At 62.4% G+C, this 22,999-nt stretch carries 18 protein-coding genes; 7 read left to right on the top strand and 11 right to left on the bottom strand.

What is annotated here, in order from left to right; all coding sequences use genetic code 11:
• Positions 1–28: 28 nt before the first annotated feature.
• From DVU99_RS13515 to DVU99_RS13490, 6 genes are all read right to left on the bottom strand, one after another.
• Complete coding sequence (locus DVU99_RS13515) at positions 29–1,723, bottom strand: AMP-binding protein (RefSeq protein ID WP_114240749.1); 1,695 nt, start codon at positions 1,721–1,723, stop codon at positions 29–31.
• Positions 1,720–2,268 (bottom strand): GNAT family N-acetyltransferase, encoded by a 549-nt coding sequence (locus DVU99_RS13510; RefSeq protein ID WP_198670319.1) that lies wholly within the window; start codon positions 2,266–2,268, stop codon positions 1,720–1,722. The genes DVU99_RS13515 and DVU99_RS13510 overlap by 4 nt, the downstream gene beginning before the upstream one ends.
• A 96-nt stretch (positions 2,269–2,364) precedes the next feature.
• On the bottom strand, positions 2,365–7,122 hold the full coding sequence (locus DVU99_RS13505) for an autotransporter domain-containing protein (protein WP_198670318.1): 4,758 nt from the start codon (positions 7,120–7,122) through the stop codon (positions 2,365–2,367).
• Between the two features lie 568 nt (positions 7,123–7,690).
• Positions 7,691–9,277: a DHA2 family efflux MFS transporter permease subunit gene (locus tag DVU99_RS13500; RefSeq protein ID WP_114240746.1), complete on the bottom strand. Its 1,587-nt coding sequence runs from the start codon at positions 9,275–9,277 to the stop codon at positions 7,691–7,693.
• A 14-nt stretch (positions 9,278–9,291) separates the two neighbouring features.
• A complete protein-coding gene (locus DVU99_RS13495) occupies positions 9,292–10,554 on the bottom strand; it encodes an efflux RND transporter periplasmic adaptor subunit (RefSeq protein ID WP_114240745.1) in 1,263 nt (420 codons plus the stop codon).
• A gap of 35 nt (positions 10,555–10,589) precedes the next feature.
• Entirely contained in the window at positions 10,590–12,029 is a 1,440-nt protein-coding gene (locus tag DVU99_RS13490) for an efflux transporter outer membrane subunit (RefSeq protein WP_198670317.1), read from the bottom strand.
• A 174-nt stretch (positions 12,030–12,203) separates the two neighbouring features.
• On the opposite strand from DVU99_RS13490, the gene DVU99_RS13485 reads away from it, so the two are divergent.
• Positions 12,204–12,797, top strand: coding sequence for a TetR/AcrR family transcriptional regulator (locus DVU99_RS13485; RefSeq protein ID WP_114240743.1), 594 nt, complete (start codon positions 12,204–12,206; stop codon positions 12,795–12,797).
• A gap of 75 nt (positions 12,798–12,872) precedes the next feature.
• Here the strand turns inward: DVU99_RS13485 and DVU99_RS13480 are convergent, their stop codons facing one another.
• Positions 12,873–13,799: a LysR family transcriptional regulator gene (locus DVU99_RS13480; RefSeq protein WP_114240742.1), complete on the bottom strand. Its 927-nt coding sequence runs from the start codon at positions 13,797–13,799 to the stop codon at positions 12,873–12,875.
• Between the two features lie 86 nt (positions 13,800–13,885).
• Between DVU99_RS13480 and DVU99_RS13475 the strand changes: the two genes are divergently transcribed.
• The 4 genes from DVU99_RS13475 to DVU99_RS13460 all read left to right on the top strand — a co-directional run bounded on the left by DVU99_RS13475 (position 13,886) and on the right by DVU99_RS13460 (position 16,390).
• Complete coding sequence (locus DVU99_RS13475; protein WP_114240741.1) at positions 13,886–14,605, top strand: SDR family oxidoreductase; 720 nt, start codon at positions 13,886–13,888, stop codon at positions 14,603–14,605.
• Between the two features lie 213 nt (positions 14,606–14,818).
• Complete coding sequence (locus DVU99_RS13470; RefSeq protein WP_114240787.1) at positions 14,819–15,250, top strand: phosphate-starvation-inducible protein PsiE; 432 nt, start codon at positions 14,819–14,821, stop codon at positions 15,248–15,250.
• A 44-nt stretch (positions 15,251–15,294) separates the two neighbouring features.
• The gene (locus DVU99_RS13465; RefSeq protein ID WP_114240740.1) at positions 15,295–15,531 is read left to right on the top strand and encodes a hypothetical protein; all 237 of its coding nucleotides are present in this window, start codon (positions 15,295–15,297) and stop codon (positions 15,529–15,531) included.
• A gap of 100 nt (positions 15,532–15,631) precedes the next feature.
• Positions 15,632–16,390 (top strand): EAL domain-containing protein, encoded by a 759-nt coding sequence (locus DVU99_RS13460; protein WP_157971440.1) that lies wholly within the window; start codon positions 15,632–15,634, stop codon positions 16,388–16,390.
• Between the two features lie 183 nt (positions 16,391–16,573).
• On the opposite strand, the gene DVU99_RS20305 is transcribed toward DVU99_RS13460, so the two are convergent.
• The 4 genes from DVU99_RS20305 to DVU99_RS13440 all read right to left on the bottom strand — a co-directional run bounded on the left by DVU99_RS20305 (position 16,574) and on the right by DVU99_RS13440 (position 21,979).
• On the bottom strand, positions 16,574–16,759 hold the full coding sequence (locus DVU99_RS20305) for a methylamine utilization protein (RefSeq protein ID WP_343126329.1): 186 nt from the start codon (positions 16,757–16,759) through the stop codon (positions 16,574–16,576).
• A gap of 596 nt (positions 16,760–17,355) precedes the next feature.
• Positions 17,356–18,069 carry an AraC family transcriptional regulator gene (locus DVU99_RS13450; protein ID WP_114240785.1) on the bottom strand — a complete coding sequence of 238 codons (714 nt, stop codon included), beginning with the start codon at positions 18,067–18,069 and terminating at the stop codon, positions 17,356–17,358.
• A gap of 264 nt (positions 18,070–18,333) precedes the next feature.
• On the bottom strand, positions 18,334–21,297 hold the full coding sequence (locus DVU99_RS13445; protein WP_114240738.1) for a TonB-dependent receptor: 2,964 nt from the start codon (positions 21,295–21,297) through the stop codon (positions 18,334–18,336).
• A 169-nt stretch (positions 21,298–21,466) separates the two neighbouring features.
• Complete coding sequence (locus tag DVU99_RS13440) at positions 21,467–21,979, bottom strand: helix-turn-helix domain-containing protein (protein WP_198670316.1); 513 nt, start codon at positions 21,977–21,979, stop codon at positions 21,467–21,469.
• A gap of 141 nt (positions 21,980–22,120) precedes the next feature.
• Here DVU99_RS13440 and DVU99_RS19960 point away from each other — a divergent pair, with 141 nt between their 5' ends.
• Complete coding sequence (locus tag DVU99_RS19960; RefSeq protein WP_198670315.1) at positions 22,121–22,291, top strand: hypothetical protein; 171 nt, start codon at positions 22,121–22,123, stop codon at positions 22,289–22,291.
• Positions 22,292–22,493: 202 nt separating this feature from the next.
• Positions 22,494–22,964 carry a hypothetical protein gene (locus DVU99_RS13430; protein WP_157971439.1) on the top strand — a complete coding sequence of 157 codons (471 nt, stop codon included), beginning with the start codon at positions 22,494–22,496 and terminating at the stop codon, positions 22,962–22,964.
• Positions 22,965–22,999: the final 35 nt, after the last annotated feature.

Genomic DNA, 22,999 nt, shown 5'->3' with positions numbered 1-22,999 from the left:
CATGGCGAAGTGGTATCCGCGACTGCGATCAATCGAACTCGCCGGCGGCGTACATATCGCAAAGTTCCTTTCGTGCGATTTTTCCGGAGGTGGTGTGCGGAAGGCTGCGCGGTCTGACCAACAGCACATCGATGTGGATGCCCAGGGCCTGCATCACGGCACGCCCCAGTTTTTCCCGGAGTTCACGCTGCTTCTCTTCCCCCGGAGGCCGGTGTTCGACAAGCAGCAGCAAGGCTTCATGGCCCGCGTCACCCGTGGCGAGAGCTGCCGCGTCACCGACCTTGAGTGGCGCGACGCCCTCCGCGATCCATTCGAGGTCCCGCAGCCAGATATTCCGGCCATTCACCTTCAGCATGTCTTTGGCACGCCCGGTGACGAACAGTTCGCCACTGCGAAGATAGCCAACGTCTCCGGTATCAAGGAAGCCGCGCTCGTCATGACTGTTCCTGGCGAAATCATCCAGGTATTGCGTCATGACGCTCGGCCCTCGTGCCCAGATGTGGCCTATGACGCCCTCATCGACTGGCACACGCTCGGTGTCGCGCACTTCGAGTTCCATGCCTGGCAGTGGGCGGCCGGCACCGACGAAATCTTTCGTGGCATGGCCAGGTCCGGTGGCGATGGCCTTGATCGTGCATCCAGCCTGCTGGGCCAGCTTCACGTGATCGATGCTCGGCAACGCGTCCGCATCGGTCATGCATATGGCCAGGGTGGCCTCAGCCATGCCGTAGCTTGGCTGCATCGCCTCGGCACGAAGGCCAGTCGGAGCCAGCCGCCGCTGACATTCCCGCAGGATATCGCCCTGAATCATGTCTCCACCGAGTCCTGCGATGCGCAGCGACGACAAGTCAATGTCAGCCTGGCCATCATAGCGACGCGCTGCCAGTTGCCAGGCAAAGGCAGGGGCATAGACGATGGTGCTCCGGCAAGCCGACATCAAACGTAGCCACAGCAAAGGCCTGGCCGCAAAACCCATGGGTGACAGGTAGTCCACGCTGCGCTGGCCACACAATGCCACTACCGAAAAGCCGACCAGGCCCATGTCGTGATACAGCGGTAACCACGAGAAGGCGCGGTCTTCAGGGCGCATGCGCAAACCATGGGCGGCGATGGCCGTGGCGTTGGCCATGAGCGCCGACTGGGTGATCACGATGCCCTTGGGCTCCGCAGTGGACCCGGAGGTGAACTGGATATAGGCAATTGGCTGTTGCACGACGGGCGTGGCAGGCCAGGGGGCGGATGGCCCATCCAACAGGTGGTCGAAATCCAACGCGCGGACCGAAAGATTTCGCGTGGCGAGCTCAGTGTCCCGCAGAAAGTGCCTGGGAGCCAAGACCATCGAGGCACGGGCATGCTGGATCAATCGGTGAAGTTGCCTGGCATATTTCTCCGGACTTCCCGCGATGGGTCTCACAGGGAGTGGGCAGGGCACCAGGCCGGCATATTGGCAGGCGTAGAACAGGGTGAGAAAAGAGATGCTGGTTTCGGCGATGAGCGCAACGTGTTGGCCCGTCCGCAAGCCGTTAGACAACAGTTTTGCGGCGGCTGCCCTCGCGTGCTGGCGCAGACCGCCATAGCTGACCGTGTCGTCGATACGGCCATGGCCATCATAGATATTGATGCCCGTCTCGCCCTGGGCCGCATAGTCGAGAGCTTCGACCAGCGATGTGAAGTGGCCTGGGCGGAAGGCAAGTACTGAATTGCACGTCGGCGTCGGCGTCATGGTGCCGTGCCATCTTCGCGCCTGGCATCGCGATGCGCCGCGAACAGCAAAAGGTCCAGGCGACTGCCGTCTACGCCCAGGCACTCACGTTTCAACTTCGCCTCCCATACGAAGCGGGGGTTGTCGACAAAGTTGAACAGCATCGGGATGTTCCTGGAAAGAACGCGGGCGGTGATCTTGTCGATGTTCCGATAGGTGAAAAAGTGGTCAAGAAGCGCATCGATGGTGTGCCAAAGTACGCGCCGGCCACGATAGGAAGCCTCGCCGATGCCGCAGGTGATGTTGGCGCTTCGGTGCTCCAGCGACACGTCCATGGTGTAGAAGCCGATCATCAGCTTGCTTTTCGGATCGAATATGCCGATGAAATGCTGGCGAAGGCCATCAAAGCTCTCGACGAAAGCACGGGTGCGATCCAGGTTGAGCCCCAGAGGCGGGAGATTGAGACCCTCTCGCATCGTCTGGTCGTTGATCCAGTCGACAACACCTGTGGTTATGTCAGCAGGTACGACGCTGCGCAGGAGGTATCCGTTGGTTTCGATGTGCACAGGCGAAGCCTGCAAACCTCTTCGGGCTTGCATGGTACCGGGCGATGCCGTTCGGAACGTCCACTGTCGATCTGGCATGCATTGCGTCCTCGCGATCTAGAATTGCCAGCGCACGTACGCCTTTACTCCGTTGTCGCTGGTATGGCTACCGAGCACGCCGGAGTAGCTCAGCCCTCCATCAAGCCCGTCACCCAACCGGCCGCCCAACCCCACGTCGACCGCAAGCGCATCGCGATCGAGTGCGGCACCCACGACGCCGAAAGGTTCGCCTCCGGCGAACGCCAGCAACTGGGATGGTGAAAGCTGCCCATAGACATGCCGCCACCCCGCGCTGACACGCAATTCGATCGACGAAGAGCCCCAATTCAATGGAGCGACAAGACGTGCGCCCAATGTGCTGAAGGTGTTGGCGCTGTGGTCGCCTTGGCCGGAAAGGGCCGTGGCAGCATCGCCCGTCTCCTGGAAGCCGTTTACGCGCAGGCGCACGTAGGCCGCGTTGAAGAATGGTTGCAGGTCGACATCGCGCCCTGGCATGTCGTAGGCAATCTCACCCCAGGCCTGTGCGGTGCCTGCGTGGAAGTCCGATGACAGGGTGGCCGCGTAACCGGCGAATGCCGGATGGCGCGTCATCGATACGTCGTGCCAGGTATAGGCTAGGCCGCCATTGAAGCGGAACGGACCGCTGTCGTTGCCGGTATAGAGGCCCAGGTGGTAATCGTCACTGGAGCCCGATGAGTTGAGCGAGCCGGCATCGAAGGTGGTATGGCTGTAGCCGCCAACCACACCCACTCGCCACAGGCTGCCGAACTCACGGTCGCCACCGACGAACACGCCACCGATATCGCGGTCGAGTGTGGCGGTATCGTCATGCGCGTCGTAGTCGCCCCAGGATCCGAACGCGTGCGCCCACAAGCCGTTGGCTGTGCTGCTGTCGTTGCCCCCGCTGGCACCCGGGCCAGCCGCGCTGCCATCATCGCGCAGCCGGTAACTCACCGCCTCGCGCAGGAATCGGCTGTCGTCAAGGTAGATGCCACGCAGCGAAGCATAGGCCTCGCCCGATAGCTGGCCCAGTGCACTGCAGGCGCCGGCGTCGCTGGTGGAGTCCATCACGATGGCGCTCAGTGCGGCATTGCCGCCTTGGGTGGATTGCAGCCCAAGCGCGGCGGCATGTGGGTTGCGCGTGCAGGCTGCATCACCCAGTGAGCGGGTCTGGTTGACCTGCAGATAGGCGTGATCGGCGTCGTAGATGTCCTGCAAGGTCGCGAACGGCGACACCGCAAGGTCGCCACCCAAGGTAAAGGTGCCGCTGAGGCCGCCGCTGGCGTCGAGCACGGTGTAGCGCGTACCCAGCGTGTACGGATTGTTGCTGATGCGCGATACCTGCAGCGCCGCCCCGGGCTGCAGGGTTGCCGCACCCTTCACCTGGATCAGGTCCGCGTTCGCAGACGTCGGATCGAGCTGTACCTGGTAGACGGCGCCCGCCGCCTGCTGATAGCTACCCTGTACGGTGAGGGTGCCGATCGAGTGCCCCGGCGCAATGGTCGCGCCCGTCTGCAACGTGGTGGCGCCCACCGTGCCGTTGCCGATCAGCGCCGTACCGTTGGCCAGGCTGACAGCCGCGCCGGGGATGCTGCCGTCTACCGACAGCACGCCAGCCGTCACCTGGGCCGGCCCGGTGAAGCCGCCGTTGCCGGTAATGTCCAGCGTGCCGCCGCCGCTCTTCACCAGGGTGCCGCTGCCGCCCAGCGGGCCACTGAGCGTAAGAGTGGTGCCATTGTCGGTGGTGATTTCGCCCGATGTATCCACGTTCACCGTGCGAGCCGAGCTGAAGCTGGCCGAGTTTTCCAGCGTACCTCCCGCCAGCACTACCGCGCCGGTGGATGCGCCCAGGTTGTCATCGGCTGACACCTCCAGTATGCCGTCCTGGATGCGCGTGCCTCCGGTGTAGGTGTTGACACCACTCAGTACCAGGGTGCCAACGTCGTCCTTGATCAGTTCCGCGCCGCCGGCGATCGACGCATTGATGGTGGCCATGGGAGTGCTGGGCAGCAATTGGCGCGACAGGCCCTCACCGACACGAACATAGGCCTCGCTGCCGACGAGAGTCAGCGTGCCCCCCTGAAGCACATAGCCGCTGGTGGCGAATTGCAACCCGGCAGCGGCAACTGCGCCCAGGCTGTTGTCGATGGTGACTGTGCCAGCATTGCCGGCGAACACCGCGAAGGCACCGTCGGCGTAGGGGGCATTGGGAGTGCCCTGTGCGTTGGTCCAGTTGTTGTTGCCGGCCGAGGCCTGCCAGCTGCCATTCCCGCCATCGATCACGCCGTTGTTCTTGGGGCCGGCGTCGCCGTCCCAGAAGGTCAAGGGCACGCCAGGCTGCGAGTAGACCAGGTTCACCTGCTGCGGGATCGCCGTTTGCACTTCCAGCCCACTCACCGGTGTGACGCCAATGGCCAGGCCCAGATCAGTGAGGCTGCCGTTGTAGTTGATGACACGGTAGATGCCCGGCTCGAACGTACCGCCGGCGGCCTCGGTGATGTTGATCGTCCCGGCCAGCGTCAGGTTGCCGCCCACGTTGAGCAGATCATTGAAGGTGCCGCCAGGCGTATTGGCTTGGCCGAAGTCGTAGGCCAGCATCGAGCCGCCGCTCAACGCAAGGCTGCCGCCTGCTGTCAATGCCCCCGGTTGCTGCTGGCCGGCGCCAGGCGCGACGGTACCGCCGCTGGCGACATTGACGTTGCCGCCCACGGTGCCGCTGCCGCCGAGGGTGCCCCCGTTGTCCACACTGACGGTGGTACTGCCGGCCCCCAGCGTGCCGTTCACCCACAGCGCGCCACCCGCGACGGTGGTGTTGCCGGTATAAGCGCCGCTGTTGCCGGTGAGTACCTCGGTTCCCGCTGCAAGGGTGAGCGGACCGCTGCCGATGAAACTACCGGCAAAGGTATCGTTGGCGTTGGTGAGGGTGAGTTGCGAGCCCCCCATGTGTACCGTGCCATTGCCAGCCAGGCTGATGATGTAAGGGTCGGCATTCGCGGCGCTGATATCGAAGATGCTGTTGTCCAGCACACGGCTTGATTGCGCAATGCTGCCATCGCCGACCAGCGCGAGCGTGCCACCCTCGATGTCGGTTTCGCCCGTGTAGGTGTTGACCCCGGTGAGTGCGAGCATTCCTGGGCCGGATTTGAGCAGCACGCCGCCCCCCGAGATCACGCCACCTTGCGTGGCCGCGGAGCCGTTGTCATTGCTGGCCGTAAGCGTGGCTCCGCCGGCGATGTCGATGCGGTTGCCGATGAGGGTGCCGCTACCGTAGATCAGCCCGCCGCCACTACCGAGTACATCGACCGTACTGCTGCCCAGCGCACCGTCGTACATCAAGCCCAAGGCACCGCCATACAGCTGAGTGGTGCCGCTGAAGCCGCTATTGCCGGTGGCTGCGCCGGTAGGCTGTCCGGTCGGCTGCTCCAGATACGTGGTACCGCTGTAGCTGACCAGGGTGCCAGTGCCCACCAGCGGCACGGAGAACACATAGTTGCTGGCGGTATGGTTGAACACCACGGACGCGCTGCCTGGACCCAGATCGATCTGCGCGGCATCTAGCGTGCCAGGAGCTTGCGCCGCCTGGCCGGCCGGCGCGCCGATATTGAGTGTGCCGCTGCCTGTGCTGGTGGTCCCGAGATAGAGCGTGCCAAGACCGCCGGTGAATGAGTCAAGCTGGTACCAGTAGTTGGTGTCGTTGTAGGCCGTCGCGATGTTGGCGGTGCCGAGCGACAGCAAGCCCCCATTGGACAAAGTGACATTGCCGGTTCCGTCAATGCCGACCTGCAGGTTGCCGATCTGGGAACCATCCGTGGCGGGAGTGCCGAAGTAATTGGTGCCGCCGGCGACGTACCAGATGGCGGAGGCACCGTCGACGAGCACGGATCCGGAACCACCTTGCAGCCCCACTTGGGCAGGCACCACCACTCCCGTGGGTGAGCTTGCCAGGTTTCCATAGGCAGTCAGCATCTTTCCGCCCGAAAGGACGTTGATCGATCCATTGCTGCCCAGGCCGGATCCGATGCTAAGCCCGTTCATGAAATTGGCATTGCTGGCATAGCCGATGGCGTTGACGCCCGAGACATTCAGTATTCCCGTGCCGCCACCGGAGCCAATGTAATTGGGCGTTCCGGTGTCGCCGGTCATCGCACCAATGTTCAATTTTCCGCCGGACAACACGTTGATCGTGCCGTGACTGCCTGCGCCGGCCCCGATGCTCAGGATCGGGCCGGATGCCGGGGCATAGAGCGAGCCAATGGCTCCATCCGAAATATTGACCACGCCCACACCACCCTGGCTGCCCACCAGTAATGGTACGCCCGTCATGTTCACCGAACCGGCGGCTGCCGCTCCACTGGAAGACATGTTCTGCGACTGCACGCTTTTGCCGTAGCCCAATACATTGAACGTACCGGAGCTGCCCAGGCCTTGCCCGATCGACAATCCCACTGCACTAAAAAAATAGAGCGCAGTACCTGGCTTGGATTGGTCTGGCCGCAAGTTGAGCGTCAGCACGCCGGTTCCGCCATTCGTGCCGACATTGACGGTGTCGCTGGAACTGAGATTGCCGTAGCCATAGGCGTCGCTGCTGACGTTCCGGTCGCCATTGATCGTCAGTAAGCCAGCCCCGCCAGAAAGCGAACCATCACCGATGCTCAGGGACTGAACGGACCAGCTGCTCGTGGGTGCGGAGGCCAGAGGGTCATTCAGGGTCCAAACCGCGGTATTGGGCTGGCCGCCGTTCACTACCACGTCACTTCCGCCAGCTAGCGGACTTCCACCGGTCCAATTGTTGGCGTTGGTGACATCGGTACTCACGCTTCCCGTCCATTGGTTGGTCGGGCTTTGCGCGTGGACGCGCTGCGCGGACAGGAGGGAGGCGAGGGCGGCGGTTAGGCTCAGCGAAAGCTGTAGCGGCCGGTGCTGGTACGACACGACACGAAATACTCGTGAATCCGCCGTGGTGCAAGGACGCATGATGCTTGCTCCCGTTCTACGGCAAATGACGGCTCGCCGATCACAATCACACCCGTAATAAACCCCCGGCTGGAACCAATAGCATGCAAAGGCGTGGAGAAAGCATGAAAGACATGCATCGGACGGCTACACCTCGATGCTTGCCCTTGGAATGCCGCATCCGTCGTCCCACGACGCATCGTTGTGGCAGTCATTCGAACAGGCCTGCTTTCTCAGGCAGAGGAGCCCGCGCACCTCGTGCACCAGCCATGCAGGCATGAGTGGCGGCGGGCCGGGATACCTCCGGAATGATCCGTCAGGAGACAACCGGAATTTCACAAACCTTGCCCGCACCCGCCGGACCGAATCGTGGCCCGGCTATCACCTTGTCTTGAAGTGAGAATTGTTTCATCCCTGATGCCGCAAGAGCCTAGTGAGCCATCGTTGGCTGGCCCTCCATGCGGATGCGCCTGAGGAAAAAGGCCAGCGGCACCAGCGTGAGGAAGATCAGGCCCAGCACCTTGAAGTTGTCCAGGTAGGCAAGCAGGCTGGCTTGCTGCTGCAGCGTGCCGCCGACCGTCTGCAAGGCGGCCTGGTTGGCTTGCACGGCATCCATGCCATGTTGAGCAAATAGCTGGCTCGACTGGTTCACGGTGTCCTGGTAGGTGGTCGATCCCGGGGAGAGATACGACACCAGGGTCGACTGGTGTTGTTGCGAACGACGGGCGAGCAGGGTCGTCACCAGGGAAGTGCCGAAGCTGCCACCCAGGTTTCGTGCCAGGCTGACTAGTGCCGTGGCATTGCCGATGCGCGGGCCGCGCGGCACGGATCCCATGGCGATGGTGTTGATGGGTACGAACAGGAACGCCAGGCCAAGGGACTGGTAAATGCGGTAGATGGCGATGGTCTTGGCGTCGACATCGGTGTAGAGGTTGGTCATGTGCAGCATGGCGGCACCGCCCACCGCAAAGCCGATGGCGATCATCAGGCGTGGATCCATCATCGTCACCAGTCGCCCGATGATCGGCATGCAAAGCAGCAGCACGATGCCGCCGGGGGAGATCACCAGGCCGGCCGCCGTCGCGGTGTAGCCCATCAGTGTCTGGGTCAGCTGCGGGATGAGCAGGGTGGTAGCCAGTAGCACGAAGCCCAGCGCAAACATCAGCACGAACGCAATCGCGAAGTTGCGGATGCCCAGCAGCCGGATATCGACGATGGGATCCTTCTCGCCCAGCTCCCACACCACAAAGCACAGCAGCGCGACGACAGATGTCAGCGTCATGGAAAGGATCAGCGGCGAAGCCATCCAGTCGTTCTGCTGGCCACGATCGAGCACGACCTGCATGGCGCCCAGGCCCAGCGCGAGCAGGGCGAAACCGATGCCGTCCACGCGGAAGCCGTTCTTGCGGCGCTTCTCGCGCTCTTCGGTCAGATAGGCAGGGTCGCGCACGATGGTGCCGGCCAGCAGCATGAGCAGGACGGAGATCGGCACGTTGATGAGAAACACCCAGCGCCAGCTGAAATGGTCGGTGATCCATCCACCCAGGGTCGGGCCAATGGCTGGCGCGAAGACCACGGCGATACCGTAAAGAGCGAAGGCCATGCCACGCTGCGCTGGCGGCGCGGCGTCCTGCAGGATCGATTGCGCAATGGGCTGCAGGCCGCCACCGGCCAAGCCCTGCAGCGCGCGAAACAGCACCAGTGCGCCCAGCGTGGGCGCGGCGCCACAGATCAGCGATGCAATGCCGAACATGCCGATGCAGGTGAGGAACAGTCGCTTGCGGCCGATTACGGTCGACAGCCAGCCGGTGATTGGAAGCACCACGGCATTGGCCACCAGGTAGGAGGTGAGTACCCAGGTGGCTTCGTCCTGGCTGGCCGAGAGGCTGCCGGCAATGTGCTGGAGCGCAACGTTGGCGATGGAGATGTCGAGCACCTCCATGAAGGCGGCCATCGCGACCGTGGGGGCGACCAGCCAGAAGCTGGGGCCGCCCCCGGAATGGGTTGCGGATTGCATGGTGGGGTCACCCGTCAGTGCGAGGAGGCTGCAGTGACCGCCGCGGCATCGTCGACGCCCATGCTGGTGTCAGTGCCGAGGTTGGCCGCAAGGATTCGCTTGATGAGCGCCTCGGCACCGCGCTCCGCATGGTCGTATACGCGGGTGTCGTACATGGAAGACGTGGCCGGCTGCTGCGCGAGCATGGCTCCCGAGCCGTCGCGCAGGGAAATCGACACGTCCATGGACAGGCCGATGCGCAAGGGGTGCTGCTTCAGCGCATCCAGGTCAGGCTGGACGCGTACCGGCACGCGCTGCACGACCTTGATCCAGTTGCCGGTCGCATTCTGTGCGGGCAGCAGGGAAAACGCGTTGCCCGTGCCCAGCCCGATGCCCACCACCTTGCCAGGAAAGTCGACGCTTCCGCCATACAGGTCCGCGTGCATCATCACCGCCTGTCCGATGCGCACGTCGTGCAGCTGGGTTTCCTTGAAGTTGGCATCCACCCACATCTGTTCCACGGGAACGATGGACAGCAGCTGCGTGCCGTCATGCACGCGCTGTCCGATCTGCACGCTGCGCTGGGCGACGTAGCCCGTGACCGGCGCGACGATGGTGGTGCGCTGACGTGCGACATAGGCGTTGCGCAAGGCGGCCTCCGCCTGCAGCACCTGCGGATGGGTTTCGGGTGTGGCATTGTCTACCGCCGCAAGCGATGCACTCAGCTGGCTCTCGGCCTGGCGCAATTCGGCCTGGGCTTTCACCGCATCAGTATGCCCGTGCTGCACCTGCTCGATGGATGCGCCCTGATGGGCCATCAATTCCTTGTTGCGCTGGTCATCCAGCCGCGCCTGATCCAGTGCCTGGCGCTTCTCGGCGACCAGCTGGCGATTCTCGGTCACCTGATGAAACAACTGCCGGACCTGCCGGACCGATTGCGCCAGATTGGCCTCGGACTGACGAAGCGCGAGATCCGCGTCGGTGGTATCCAGTTGCACCACGGGCTGGCCCTGGCGCACCAGCTGGGTGGTGTCGGCGGCGATGGAAACCACCGTGCCGTCTACCTGGGGCGTAATGGCCACCGCATTGCCCTGGACATAGGCATCGTCGGTCTCTTCCGACCAGCGGGCGTTGGTCCACCACCAGGCGCCATAGGCGAGGGTGCCGGCCAGGACGATGGTGCCGATAAGCAGCAGCCTGCGGTTTCGGGTGCGCTTGCGCTGCGTGTCTTCAGTCTGCGGGTCGCGGGCCGGCGCGGCGGCCTTGTCGGCGCCGCTCGATGGGTGGGTGTTCGTCATAGGTTGTTGCTCGAAAGAGGGGTCAAGGTGTGCGGTCAGCGCGTCTGCGCCGGTGCCGGTGCCGTGGGTGGTGCTGCGGCCAGGTCGCCAGGCGCGCCGCTCCACCAGCCGCCGCCAAGGCTGCGGTACAGGCCGACGACATCCAGGAATTGCTGGCTGTGCGCATCGATGTTGGCGATGCGGGTGAGCTGTAGTTGCGACTGGGAGGTAAGCAGGTCGAAGTGGGCGGCGCTGCCATGCCGCACCTGTGCATCGACCACGCCCATGGCACCCTGGGCCGCGGCAAGCGCCTCGTCCTGGTCGTGGATGGCCGTCGCATCGTTCTGCAACGCCTGCAAGGTGTTGGACACATCGGCAAAGGCACTGAGTACCGTGTTGCGATAGTCGGCGGCCGAGGCGTCCAGCGCTGCCTTGGCGGCATCGCGCTGGGCGCGCAGGCGGCCGCCTTCAAAGATCGGCTGCGTGAGGCCGGCGCCCAGCGACCAGATCACCGAGCCGGGCTTGAAGATGTCGCTGGCCGTATTGGTGGACGTGCCATACGACGCGCTGAGCGTGACCCGTGGGTACAGGTTGGCGGTGGCCATGCCGAGCTGCGCGGTGGCATCGTGCAGGTTGGCCTCGGCCAGGAGAACGTCGGGGCGCTGGCGTGCGAGCTCCGATGGCACACTGACCGGCACCTCGGGTGGCAGGCGAAAATCCTTCAGGCTCAGCGGTGGTAGCTGGAACTCGCCTACCGGCTCGCCAAGCAGGGTGGCCAGCGTGCTCCTTGTCATGGCCAGTTGCTGTTGTAGCGGCGCCAGCGTCGCGCGGGTGCTCGCCATTTGCGAACGCAGCTGGAGCACCGCCTGGCCGGCAATGCTTCCGGCCTGCACCTGGGCCTCGTAAATCGCCAGGCGGCGGTTGTCTGCGTCGACCATGGCCTGCGTGGCAGCGATCTTGTCGTTGAGTGCGGCGGCGGTGATGGCCGACGACACGACATTGGCCTCCAATGTGATGTACGCGGACTGGTATTGCGCGTTGGCGGCGTCCAGCTTGGCGGCGGCGCTCTCCACCGTGCGGCGGTTCGCGCCTGCCAGGTCAAGATCGTAACTGGCGCTCAGTTCCGTGCTGTAAAGGCCGAATGTCGAGCGGTAGGCCGGGCTGCTGATGCCCAGCACGGCGCCGTTGCCCTGGCTGCGCGAGGCACCCAGGGAGGCATCCACGCTGGGCAGCAGTGCGCCGTGCTGCGCACGCAACTGTTCCCGGGCCTGCGTTACGCGTGCCTGTGCTTCCTCCAGAGTGGGACTGGCGGCGAGGGCGCGGCGGATCAGCTCGTCAGTGACGCTCGAGCCAAAGATGCGAAACCAGTCGTGCTCGATGTCTGCCCCGACGGCGAGCCGGGGCGAGCCTGCCACCGAGGCAGGCGTGACGTAGCTGTCCGCAGCGGGCGCTGGAGGCTTCTGGAAATCGGGGCCGGCAGCGCAGCCTGCCAGCATCAGCAGGGAGGCGACAGGCAGGCCAAGAGCCGCGCCGCGCGCCGGAAGGTATCGAAAGCCTGGTGCCCGGGCGGGCCGGCCTATCCACTGTCTCACCACATTCACCATGTATGTATGTACATACATACATAATAAGCGCGATAATGACGGCTATTCAAGCCACCCGGGAATTCCATGCGCCGTCGGGATCGATCCTCCACCGAGGCAGCCCTTATCGAGGCCGCCAAATCCGAGTTCGTCAACAGAGGCTACGACGCCGCCACCACTCGTGGCATCGCGGATGCCGCGGGTTGCTCGGAGGTGCTGATCCAGCGCTATTTCAACGGCAAGGAGGGCCTGCTGCTCGCAGTCATGCGCGAAGCGCAGGCGGAACCCGGGTTGGCGGATTTCATGGCACGCCCGCTGTGTGCGTCGCTGCACGACGAGGCGCGCGAACTCATGCACAAGGCGATGGACAGCTTTGTCCGGAAGTCCGGCCCCATTCGCATTGCGCTTGCCCGGGCCATGCACGACGAGGCCTTCAGCGAGGAGCTTGCCCGCATCTCGGTCCGTCGCGAACTTCAGCGTGGCTTGCGCCAGCGCCTTGTCCGTTACCAGCAGGCCGGCATGATCGGCGAGGACCGCGATATCGCTGGGCTCGTCGAACTGCTGCTCTCGCTGAACTTCCAGGTCGGCTTCATCTATCCGGTACTGCTGCAGGCAACCGCTGCCAAGCAGCGTCGACTCATCGAGCAGTTCGCGGTGGCTTTTGAAAAAGCGGCATCGTGACGAGCGACTGGCGCGTTACGGGAACAGGGCAGGGTGCGTTCTTTCCGGCGCTCGAAGCAATACGCTGCCATAACCTCAGCGCTTGCGCGCGACGTCCCCGACCAGCTCGATGAGCCAACACAAGCCGGCATCGCCCTGGTGCGCGGTCTTCCATAGCGCGCTGACCTGGTGCGTCGGCGTATCGAACGGCAACGGGCTGACCCGAAGGCCAAGGCTTCGAGCCCAGGTGTCCGCTATATAGTCCGCCACCGTGACCACCACGGCATTGTCGCGCGCGATGAAGGGTTGCGTTGCGAAGTGGGGACTGGAAAACACCACGCGCCGCTGCTTGCCCTGCGCGGCCAGCTGGTCGTCGATGAATCCGTGCAGATCCCCTTTGAACGAAGTAAGCACGTGCGGATAGGCGAGAAAGTCCCGCATGGCTAAATGCTTGCCCCGCGCGCGAACCAGCGCCGGGTTGTAGATGCACACGAAATGCCAGTCGAATAGGGCTCGTTGCTGCAACCACGGCGCATCGGTATCGAACACTCCAAGCGCAAGCTCGATTTCGTTGCGTTCAAGCATGCCAGCCGCACGGTGGCGATCGGTATCCACCGTTATGAGCTTGACCCCGGGCGCCAGCGTGGCCAGCGCCTGCAGCAGGGAAGGGAATAGCGTCACGGCCACCGGCTCGGACGCGCCCAACCGGAAGGTTCGCGTGACCTTGCCCGGTTCGAATGAGGTGCCGGACCGCATCGCCTGGTGAAGGCCGATAAGCAGCGCATCAACCTGTTGGGAAAGCTCCAGCGCGCGGGGCGTGGGCTCCATGCCGCCACGGCCACGCACGAACAACGGGTCGCCAAAAGCATCACGAAGCCGCTTCAGTGCACCACTTACCGCGGGCTGACCCAGGAACAGCCGTTCCGCCGCGCGGGTCACATTTCGCTCCTGCATGATGGCGCGAAAGACCAACAGCAGATTCAAGTCAAAGCGCCGAAGATCATTGTCAATGATGGATGTCATGACCGTAAACGATTTGAGTGATGATGTGCCTAGCATGCACGATGTCGCCATCGGCCGCAGCAGCGGCGTAAGAGGAGGAGATGGCCATGAATGGTGATGGCGGCAAGGTGGTCGTGCTGGGTGGCTCGTCCGGCATCGGGCTGGCTACGGTCAAACGCCTGGCCCGAACGGGCTTCCAGGTGATAGCAACAGGGCGAGACAGCGAAAAACTCCGTGCAGCAGTCGCGGACCTGGACGGCGCAATCCACACCGAAGCCTTCGACGGCGCCGACCGCGGCGCCCTGGACCGTTTCTTCAACACCACGGGAACCATTGACCATCTTGTCATCGCACTCAGCGGAGGCGAGGGTGCCGGCCTGTTCAACGAACTCGACCTGGCTGCGTTGCGACGCGGCTTCGAGGCGAAGTTCTGGCCACATGTGCAGGCCGCCCAGGCGGCGTTGCCCGTGCTGCGCCAGGGCGGCAGCATCACCTTCGTCACCGCGATTTCCGCGCAGATCGCCAACCCGGGCACCAGTGGCCTGGCTGCCATCAACGCAGCGATCGAAGCCATGGTGCCCATCCTTGCGCGCGAACTGGCCCCGTCGCGAGTCAATGCCGTTTCCCCTGGTGTCGTCGAGACACCCTGGTGGAGCGCCATGCCGGAAGCAGCCCGGCGAGCCTTCTTTGAGCAACATGGCAGCGAACTGCCGGTGGGGCGCATCGGCCAACCCGACGAGGTGGCACAAGCCATCGCCTTCCTGATCGGAAATGGCTACACCACCGGCAGCATCATGCAATGCGATGGAGGTTTGCACCTGCTTTAGACATGCGTTGTACCTGCCAGGCGCACAGCCGGCCTGGCGAACGGCGAGTGCACTGGCATCCCCGTTGTTCGTGGAAGTTCAGGCCCTTCACCCACCCATGGAATGCGCCGAAGACGGAAGCGCCCGCCGCCTCGTTCGATGGGCGCACCTTCGTCGCGCGGCACCCAGCCGTGCGATAGCATGTGCCTACACTTACTCCGTAGCGAGGGCGTCATGACCGGCCCACGATCGCTGGACGTCAAGCAGTTGGGCAGCAAGGCCATTGCCGTTATCGAGCGTGTCGGCCTGTTGATCGTCCTTGGGGCGGCGTTGCTTGCGGGGACGCAGGAAATTGCCGATATGTGGCATTCCGGGCGCGTTGGGGTAAGCGACCTGCTGTTGCTCTTCATTTACCTCGAAGTGGTCACCATGAGCTCGGTGTATTGGCGAGTGGGCCGGCTACCGGTCCGTATACCGCTTTACATTGCCATGGTCGCCATATCCCGGCATCTGATACTCAACACCAGCGAGGTATCGCCCTGGATCATCCTGGCGCAGTCGGGCGCCATCCTCCTGTTGGCCGTGGCCGTACTTCTGGTGCGTTACGGCCATACCCGCATGCCTTATACCGATGAGGGTGGCGAAGAGCGGGCGGGTCCAGGCTGACAAACGATGGGTTTGTCCGTGCCGGTCGGCAACGGGAGGTCTACATGCTCGTGGACATCTACCAAAGCAGCACCCATGCCCGGCGGTTTGCCGCTGTCCAGACGGGAAACCCGGTGGCATTTTCCAAGGTTTCCAATGAATCTGATTTCATCGATGCCCAGCTCGTTCTCCAGGGCATTGATCTCGCCTCAGGCACTTACTTTGTCGGACTCGATGCTGCGCCGATCGTCCAGCAGGTGGCCGATAAAGGATTTGCGTTGTTCACGGCGAGCATGCGTTGACCCCTTGGCGGGCGGCCCGGAGGCACATGGCAGGCGTGCTCGCCGGTGATCTCTGGAGCACATGTTAGAGTCCCGCCAGAGGACAGGTACCGGGGGAGCCATGGTGGGACGCGACGACATCACGCCCGACGCGGTGCACGAGGGGATTGCCCGCAACGAGCTCTTCCTTGAGTACCTGCCGACCATCGCGCTGCAAGAGCGTGCGCGCTGCGTCGGTTGCGAAGCGTTGGTGCGATGGAGGCGAGGTGCGGAAGTCATCTATCCCGCAGACTTCATACCCGTCGTCGAAGACACCCCCATTTCCGGCCTGCTGACTTATTGGGTGATCGACACCGTATCCAGGGAACTGGGCGACTGGTTGCGCATACATCGAAGCGCGCATGTCGGCATCAACGTTCCCCCGGAAGTCCTTGGCAGGGGAGGGCTGGAGTACGCCTCCCGCAAAGCGGCCCTGATAGATGTCCAGCGGCAAATCATCCTGGAGATCACCGAAAGAGGTGTGCCGGATCGGCTCGGACTGGCGGAATTGAAAGACCTCGTGCGCGAGCATCGCTTGATAGCGATGGATGATGTCAACCTGGACGAGAGCAACTTCATCGTGCTGTCCCGGCAGCCGGTTCCCGTCATCAAGCTCGACAAGGCGTTCGTGGACAGTCTCACGCGTTCGGGCGGGAAGCGCCTGGCGGAAATTTCCACGTTTATCCGTGTGCGCGGACATTTCGTTGTAGCGGAAGGCGTAGAAACCCAAGAGCAAGAGCACTTGCTGAGGGATGCCGGGGTCCAATACGCGCAAGGCTGGCTCTATTCCAAATCCGTCCCGGCGGAGGACTTCAAGGCGTTCTATGCCTCCCGAACATGAGGCGCGGTCTTGTCCGGCGCCGTCCGGATCTCAAGCGCATCGTACGGAGAGAATTGCTGAACGATCCGTGCACTTTCTCGCGAATACGGTGTGTGGTCCAGCTTCGCCCCCCTGCGCTAGCGATTAGAACTCGTTATCACAGGTATACAAAAGCCTTCAAAGGTGCCTGTCGGAAGCTAGATTCTAGAGTGTCTCAGGAAACGCTTTGAGGTTTTGTCGATCTTCGACACTGAGATTAAGCGGGTGTCCCGATTGCAGGCTTCGGTAGTAGATTTCCCTGTCTATGGCTTCTTCGAGAGTGCTCACGCTTCCGTCATGCATGTAAGGCGCTGTGGCAGCCCCCCCCCGAAGCGAAGGGGTGCGGAACATGCAATGTCCGTGGGGTCGCGCGTCACATTGAAGCGCCCTAGCTTAGCGTCATCAGCGTGTGCGGCGACGCGGTCTCCAATGGCAGCGCCTGCAAGCGAGCGCCGAACGATTTCCAGCGAGAGCGCAGGCAGGCGTTGCGCAACACTGTCCAGTCCAACACCTGTGCGGTGGTACTTTTGATCCGTAAGCGCCGCGGGACTTCCCTCCAATACATGGCATTCAGAACAAAGCGCTTTGCCCTTGAATAGGGTCAGACCTTGACGGGCACGCGCATCGAGTGCGGATGGGTCGCCGTTGAGAGAAAAGCGATCGTAGGCACTTTGACCGGCTCCAAGTGTTCGCACGTAGGCAGCCAACGCCGCTCCCGCCATATCTATGCCGATGGGAATAGGGGACGGAGGTAGTTAAACAGTGCCGCAAAGCGGCGCGATAAGAGCTCACACGACGTTGAGGTGGCGCCGGCCGCGAAGCGATTCATGGCATCGCCATAGTGCAACAAGCTGAGTCACCTCCCAGACGCCATTCCGTCCAGTTTAACTGCCTCCGCCTCTTATTCCGGGCAAGCGTGCACTGTACGCCGGTGTGACCGGGTACTACTAGGTGGACGCTTCCTTGCGCAGCAGCGTGCGGTAGTCGCTAGGCGTCATCCCGACCATGGCCTTGAACTGGCGGGTGAATGCACTTTGGTCGCTGAACCCGCAAGCCTGACCAATGCTGGCGACACTTTCATCGCCGCGCACGCGATGCATGGCCATCTGAATGCGCAGCCGCGTCAGCATCTGCTGCGGGGTAAGCTGAAATACCTGGCGGAAGTAACGTTGCAATTTCGACTCGGAAAACCCGGTGATATCCATCAATGTCTGCATGCGCACGTTTTCAGAGAAATGCTCACTCAGGTAGGTCAGCGCCAGACGCAACTGCTCGTAGATAGGTCCGCGACTGTCGGGTAGCCCAAGATCGCGCGAGATGCCGACGACACCCATGATCTTGCTGTCGATGAATAGTGGTCGCTTGCAGGTCAGGCACCAACCCGGTGCGCGATTGGGAAAGATTTGCAGCTCAAGCAGGTTCTCGATGATTTCACCAGCAAGCACCTGAGCGTCCTGGCGTGCGTAGGCCGCACTGAGGCCGCTGGGATACACATCACTCACACGCTTGCCGATCACCTCGCTGCGCGACTTCAGGCCAAGGCGGCGCACCATAGTGATATTGACGTGGGTGTAGCGGCCCTGTTCGTCTTTGACGAAGAACAGCACATCGGGAATCGCATCGAAAAGTACTTCGATATCCCCGGGACTTATATTCGACAGCGCATTGGCCTGTCCCGGATGAGGCAATGCATCCGATGGCGTCGACTTTGTGCGTTGCTTCACAGCCACAGTGGCGCTACTCCATAGCGAAGACGATGCGGGCAAGGTGGCCGGTAATGAGTAGGCTATCTCCAACCTTGGTTTGCCAGCCACCACTGGCGACAGGGGGCGGCGTCCGCCCGGATCGATTGCTCCCCTGGCGCCGCATGGGGCGGCGCCAGTATTCGGAAGTGTCTTTTTAACGGCCGCCTCCACCTGTTAGCCTCAGAACGTATAGCGCAAATAGAGGTAGGTTGCGCGTGGCGGTTGATACGCGTTGATCGCCAGGTAATTGGTGTTGGGAATCGGCACGTTATTGCTATTGAACCCGCCTGCATCGGCGAGCATGTAGCGGCTCGTTACTGTCTGCCTGTTGGTGATGTTGGTGACTCGCAGATCGAGACTCAGCGTGCCGCCACGCTGGAAGTTCAAGTCGTAGCCGAGGTCCATGTCCAGTCGCATGTAGAACGGCGGGCGCCATGTGCTTCCCTGGGTCTCCAGGTTGCCGCCGCAGTAGTGGGTTACTGCGCCATAACCGGACAGCGTGCTGTTGTTGGGATCGGGATAGATGCCCAGGCAACTGAAGGCCGCGCCGGTATGGGCGTTGAACACGGCGCCCAGACGAAGGCCGGTCTTCCAGTAGTACACGCCATTCAGTACGAAGTTGTTGCGGATGTCGGCGGCGAGATTGCCGTTGAAGCCGTTGGTGAACTGTTGGAAGGTGTAGTTGCCGCTCTGCCCGGGCATCGCCGTGATACCGGCATCGGTTTGCTGCTGTGTCAGGTTGGTGTAACCGTCGTTGTTGCCGTAGAGATGACCCCAGGTGTAACTGGCGCTGAGGAAATACGGCTCGTCATCCGAGCGCGCATGGCTGAGCGTGAAGGTGAGGTCGTAGTAGTTGCGGCGCGCCTTAGGCATTTGCAGGTAGCTGTTGGGTATGGTGATGTCGGATAGCGTGCCGTTACCGTTCAGGTCGTCGCGTAGCACGATCGAGCGACCCGGATTGAATTCGATGCAGCTGCCCGTCAGTCCGCCATAGTTGGGATAGCCATGCGTCTGCACGTAATTGGTTATCGTGCCGACGTTATCGCAGGTCTGGTCCACTATGTTCTGCAGGATATGCGCATCGAACTGGCCCAGAAGCGACCAGGTGGGCGTGAGTTGCTGCTGCGCATAGATCTGGAACTCGTTCTGCTTGGTGTTTTCGAGGTTGCGGCTGGTGACGGTGACAAGCGAAGGCAGCGGGTGGCTGTAGTCGAACGGCTCACCGAGCTGGCTGAGGCCGGTCGGCACCTGGGTGATGGGGTCGCGTCCGGAGTACGAGTAGTAGGTGTACTTATAGGTATAAGCCGAGGCAATCAGGTAATTCAGGTTTGACGGCATCGGCAGGGTGTACCTGCCTGCATTGGCGCCGATCTTGAGTGAACTATCGCCATGCACGTCCCACGATCCACCGATGCGCGGAGACAGCACGTTCATGCGCAGAAAGGTGGTGCCGTCCGAAGCATTGTTGCGCATTTGATCCAGCCGCAAGCCGCCTTCCAGCACCAGGTTGGGCGAGGCTTGCCAGGTATCGTAGGCGTAGTAGCCGTTCTGCACCGAGCGGTAGGTGCCGCCCGTTGCATAGTCGACGGCATAAACAAGCTGGCCGTTTTCCGGAACATAAACGCCATTGCCGAGGTAAGAGCCGGCGTAGGCGCTGTAGTTGAGATACGACCAGTTTCCATTGGCGTTGGAAGTAGGCGCGTAGTGGTAGATATTCGTGTACTTCTCGCCACCGAAGGTGATCTTATGATCGCCGAGGGTATAGACAAGGTCGCCCTTGAAGCCGCGCTTGGCGTAGTAGTAGTCGTAAGGTGAGTACTGGTCGTTGACGCCGCCGTACAGCTGTTGGGTGATGCCAGTGGTCGCATCGTATTCGCTTACATAGGGCACGCCAGCCAACTCATCCGTGCCGACGTAGTCGAATCGCATGCTGCCGGCCATCACTCGTACACTCAGGTCATCGTTGACCTGCCAGTGATAATTGCCGATCAGCATCTTTTGCCGGGAGTCGATGCCGGACCACGCGGGCGGGCCGTAGACCGATGATGGCGTATACGAATCAGCCATCGCATAGGCATTGTAGGAAGAAAGCGTCTTGGTCTTGTACCCGGCCACGTTGAGCGCCTGGCTATCCGTGATGTTCCAGGTCACGTTAAGCAGAGCATTCGAATTGCGCGTTGAGTTGTTGCTGCGCTGTGTGGCGGTATAGGTGGTGGTGGTGGCCGGCGGCTGATTGCCCAGCAATGCGAAGAAGAACAGCTTGTCCTTGACCAGGGCGCCCGATGCCCAAAGGTACTGCGTGGCCAGCCCTCCGGCGCTGTCCGGCGACTGGTAAAGGTAGCGGTAGCCGGCGCTGTTGTAAGAGTCCTTTCCGTTCGGCCTCAGCAGGTTAGAGTTCGGCAGCGAATAGTAAAGGTCGTAACCGGCATGAAAGTCGTTGGTGCCCTGACGCAAGGTGGCGGAGGTGATCGCGCCGGTGGTGCTCGTCCAGCTCAGTGCACCGCTGCCGCTGATGAACTGTGTGCTGTCCACCGCCTCTTGCGGGAACACAATCGCACCTTGGCCGGTGATATCGTAAGTGGTGTCGAATTCGTTGAAGTAGTAACGGTTTTCGGACGGGCTGGCACCGCCCACCTGCGGGTAGGTGGAGCCGCGCACGCCGCCATTGGCGGTGGAGTTCAGATTAGCAATGGCGTAGATGTTGCCCGGATCAATCGGCAGTTGCCGCAGCAAACTGGCGCTGTACACCGTGGACAGCTCCGGTGTGCTCACGTCGATGGGATTGAGCACCGTGGCCAAATGGTTGGCCGTCACCGTCACCGTTGCGAGGGATGTCGCTTTTGCTTCAGTCGCAGTCGCAACGGAGGGCACGATGGCGGAGGTGTTGGGCGACACGCGGATGACGCGGGTATCCAACGTCTTCCCATCCTGGATCACCTTCACCTGGTAATCGCCAGGCACCAGATAATCGAGGTTATAGCGACCGTCACGATCTGGATTGATGTTCTTGGCGTAACCCGTGTTCGGTCGAGTGACCTCGACAACCACGCCAGCGCCGGTTGGCGCAGTACCGTGCAGGCCGCCAGTGATCGACTGCGCATGCAGGCCGCAACAACAGCCGATGGCCAGAGCCAGTGCGGCCATCCGTAAGCCCGTCACGCGTCCTCGATTACTGCCATGCGTGGCGCCAAGCTCACGCTCATGTCTAGTCGCTCCGCGATCATGCTGCGCCATGCTCATCCTCCCCAGGATTCCATTGTGCGTGCCGTGCAACCGCTGATGGCGGCGCGCTAGTTTGTCGACAAATCCGCGGTCATAGCCCGCACCTCTGCCCGCACTGATAACGGCAGTCGGGGTGCAGTCGCTGAAATGAACGATCACGCGGAACGTGCAAACTATGATTCGGCAGTATCGATGCGGTGTATTGAACGAATGGGGCAATTGGCGTGCCGGAATCGGCATAAACATTGCGTGAGCCGGCAAAGACATTGCGGTGTTGCTGGGGGGCATGGGTTCGCTTGCGATCCCGCTGGCCGACAAGTGCTTCATTGGCCCGTGGCTGCGTGCACTGGTGATCGGTTTTGCGCTGTCTTCGGCCGCGGTGATCGCCGCCAGCGGGAGAGGCTGACAATGCCCGTTTTGATTGCATGGCTTGGCGAGATGCTGCTGAGCGTCGCTGAGCGCTACGCCCATAGCGTGCCGGCGACAGATCTACTTGGCGAGTGAAGGCCACCGTAAAAGTACTGGAAGAACTGTAGTCAACGCGCTCGGCAATCTGAGTGATTTCCAAGTCGTCATCGCGCAATAAACGCTTGGCGATCGCCATGCGCCAAGCCTGTACGTGTTCCATGGGGCGAGACTCACAGCTCGGCTGAAGTGGGCAAAAGATGCGGGCCGTGAAAGCGCAGCCTCCCGGGCGAGTGCGACCACTGTCCAGGCGTGTTCGGGGCGTGAGCGGAGTGCAGCTGTGCTGGCCGTGGGTGCGCTCATTGCCGTGCCTATCGTGTTGAAGCATCTGCGCGAGCAGAACATCGCCGCCGTTAGTGGCAGCACGCCGACTGCATCGGGCGCCAAAGGCCCGCAGGCGGACCTCAAGGCGGTCGATTTGGCGTTGCGTCAAAAGGATTACGCCACGTAGCTTCGGCCTCGTGTGGACGGCCTGCCGTGGACAGCGCCGGCTTTTGATGATTTCCGGGTCAAGACGGTGCCTCGCCTGTTCTGCGTGGCCGTGGATGATGGCCGCTGCAGGTGCCATACGGAGCAGGGCACGCGTTACGCCGTCGAGGCGAACCGGTGCCGCCAGATCGCGGCGGACGGGCTCTATAATCCGTTCGTGGACGGTGGCTGATTCGCGCAACGAGAGGCGTCAGCCTGAAGCGGCGAAGCCGCAGGCTGGCAGCAAGTTGAATTACATTCTCGCGTTGCCTCGGCTTCTGTGGTTGCCCCTGAGCCAGCCCTTGCCGCTGACCCGGCACAGGGGCGTCAAAGTGCTCCGGCATATCGGCACGGTCCGCACCCAACGGTGGTGGGCAAGGTGGAGTGCAAGAACGGCCTGCTTTACTGGCCTGCTGATGCAGGGGTGCGACCTGCCGAGGCGCAGCACAACTTTCCCGACGCGGCTCGGTGCGAAATTCAAGTTGAGCCTGTTCGCCCTCAAGACTCCGAAGCCAGCGAGCGAACGCCCTGAGGGTGGTGGGCGTGATCTGGCTTTGGCGGAAGGCTTCGCCGGGCGGAATCAGGCGGTTCTGGCGGATACGCCAGCCAAGCCATGCGCCGGCAAGATCGTGCCGGCCTTCGACCTGATCCTGTAGAAGCTGGGCGATTTCTCGCAATGTCACCATGCGGC

The organism is Dyella sp. C9 (assembly GCF_003332825.1).
In the GTDB taxonomy this organism is placed as follows: domain Bacteria; phylum Pseudomonadota; class Gammaproteobacteria; order Xanthomonadales; family Rhodanobacteraceae; genus Dyella.
The sequence above is the reverse complement of the archived record's forward strand: the minus strand, read 5'-3'. Positions and strand labels throughout refer to the sequence as shown.

What these genes read in the sequence shown, in the direction of transcription:
- DVU99_RS13445 (WP_114240738.1), bottom strand. Translation starts at nt 21,297, where the DNA reads ATGGCCGCACTGGCTCTGGCCATCGGCTGTTGTTGCGGCCTGCATGCG.
- DVU99_RS13495 (WP_114240745.1), bottom strand. Translation starts at nt 10,554, where the DNA reads ATGACGAACACCCACCCATCGAGCGGCGCCGACAAGGCCGCCGCGCCG.
- DVU99_RS13500 (WP_114240746.1), bottom strand. Translation starts at nt 9,277, where the DNA reads ATGCAATCCGCAACCCATTCCGGGGGCGGCCCCAGCTTCTGGCTGGTC.
- DVU99_RS13480 (WP_114240742.1), bottom strand. Translation starts at nt 13,799, where the DNA reads ATGACATCCATCATTGACAATGATCTTCGGCGCTTTGACTTGAATCTG.
- DVU99_RS13465 (WP_114240740.1), top strand. Translation starts at nt 15,295, where the DNA reads ATGCTCGTGGACATCTACCAAAGCAGCACCCATGCCCGGCGGTTTGCC.
- DVU99_RS13490 (WP_198670317.1), bottom strand. Translation starts at nt 12,029, where the DNA reads ATGCTGGCAGGCTGCGCTGCCGGCCCCGATTTCCAGAAGCCTCCAGCG.
- DVU99_RS13485 (WP_114240743.1), top strand. Translation starts at nt 12,204, where the DNA reads ATGCGCCGTCGGGATCGATCCTCCACCGAGGCAGCCCTTATCGAGGCC.
- DVU99_RS20305 (WP_343126329.1), bottom strand. Translation starts at nt 16,759, where the DNA reads ATGTTCCGCACCCCTTCGCTTCGGGGGGGGGCTGCCACAGCGCCTTAC.
- DVU99_RS13440 (WP_198670316.1), bottom strand. Translation starts at nt 21,979, where the DNA reads ATGGCGATCGCCAAGCGTTTATTGCGCGATGACGACTTGGAAATCACT.
- DVU99_RS13460 (WP_157971440.1), top strand. Translation starts at nt 15,632, where the DNA reads ATGGTGGGACGCGACGACATCACGCCCGACGCGGTGCACGAGGGGATT.
- DVU99_RS13470 (WP_114240787.1), top strand. Translation starts at nt 14,819, where the DNA reads ATGACCGGCCCACGATCGCTGGACGTCAAGCAGTTGGGCAGCAAGGCC.
- DVU99_RS13515 (WP_114240749.1), bottom strand. Translation starts at nt 1,723, where the DNA reads ATGACGCCGACGCCGACGTGCAATTCAGTACTTGCCTTCCGCCCAGGC.
- DVU99_RS13475 (WP_114240741.1), top strand. Translation starts at nt 13,886, where the DNA reads ATGAATGGTGATGGCGGCAAGGTGGTCGTGCTGGGTGGCTCGTCCGGC.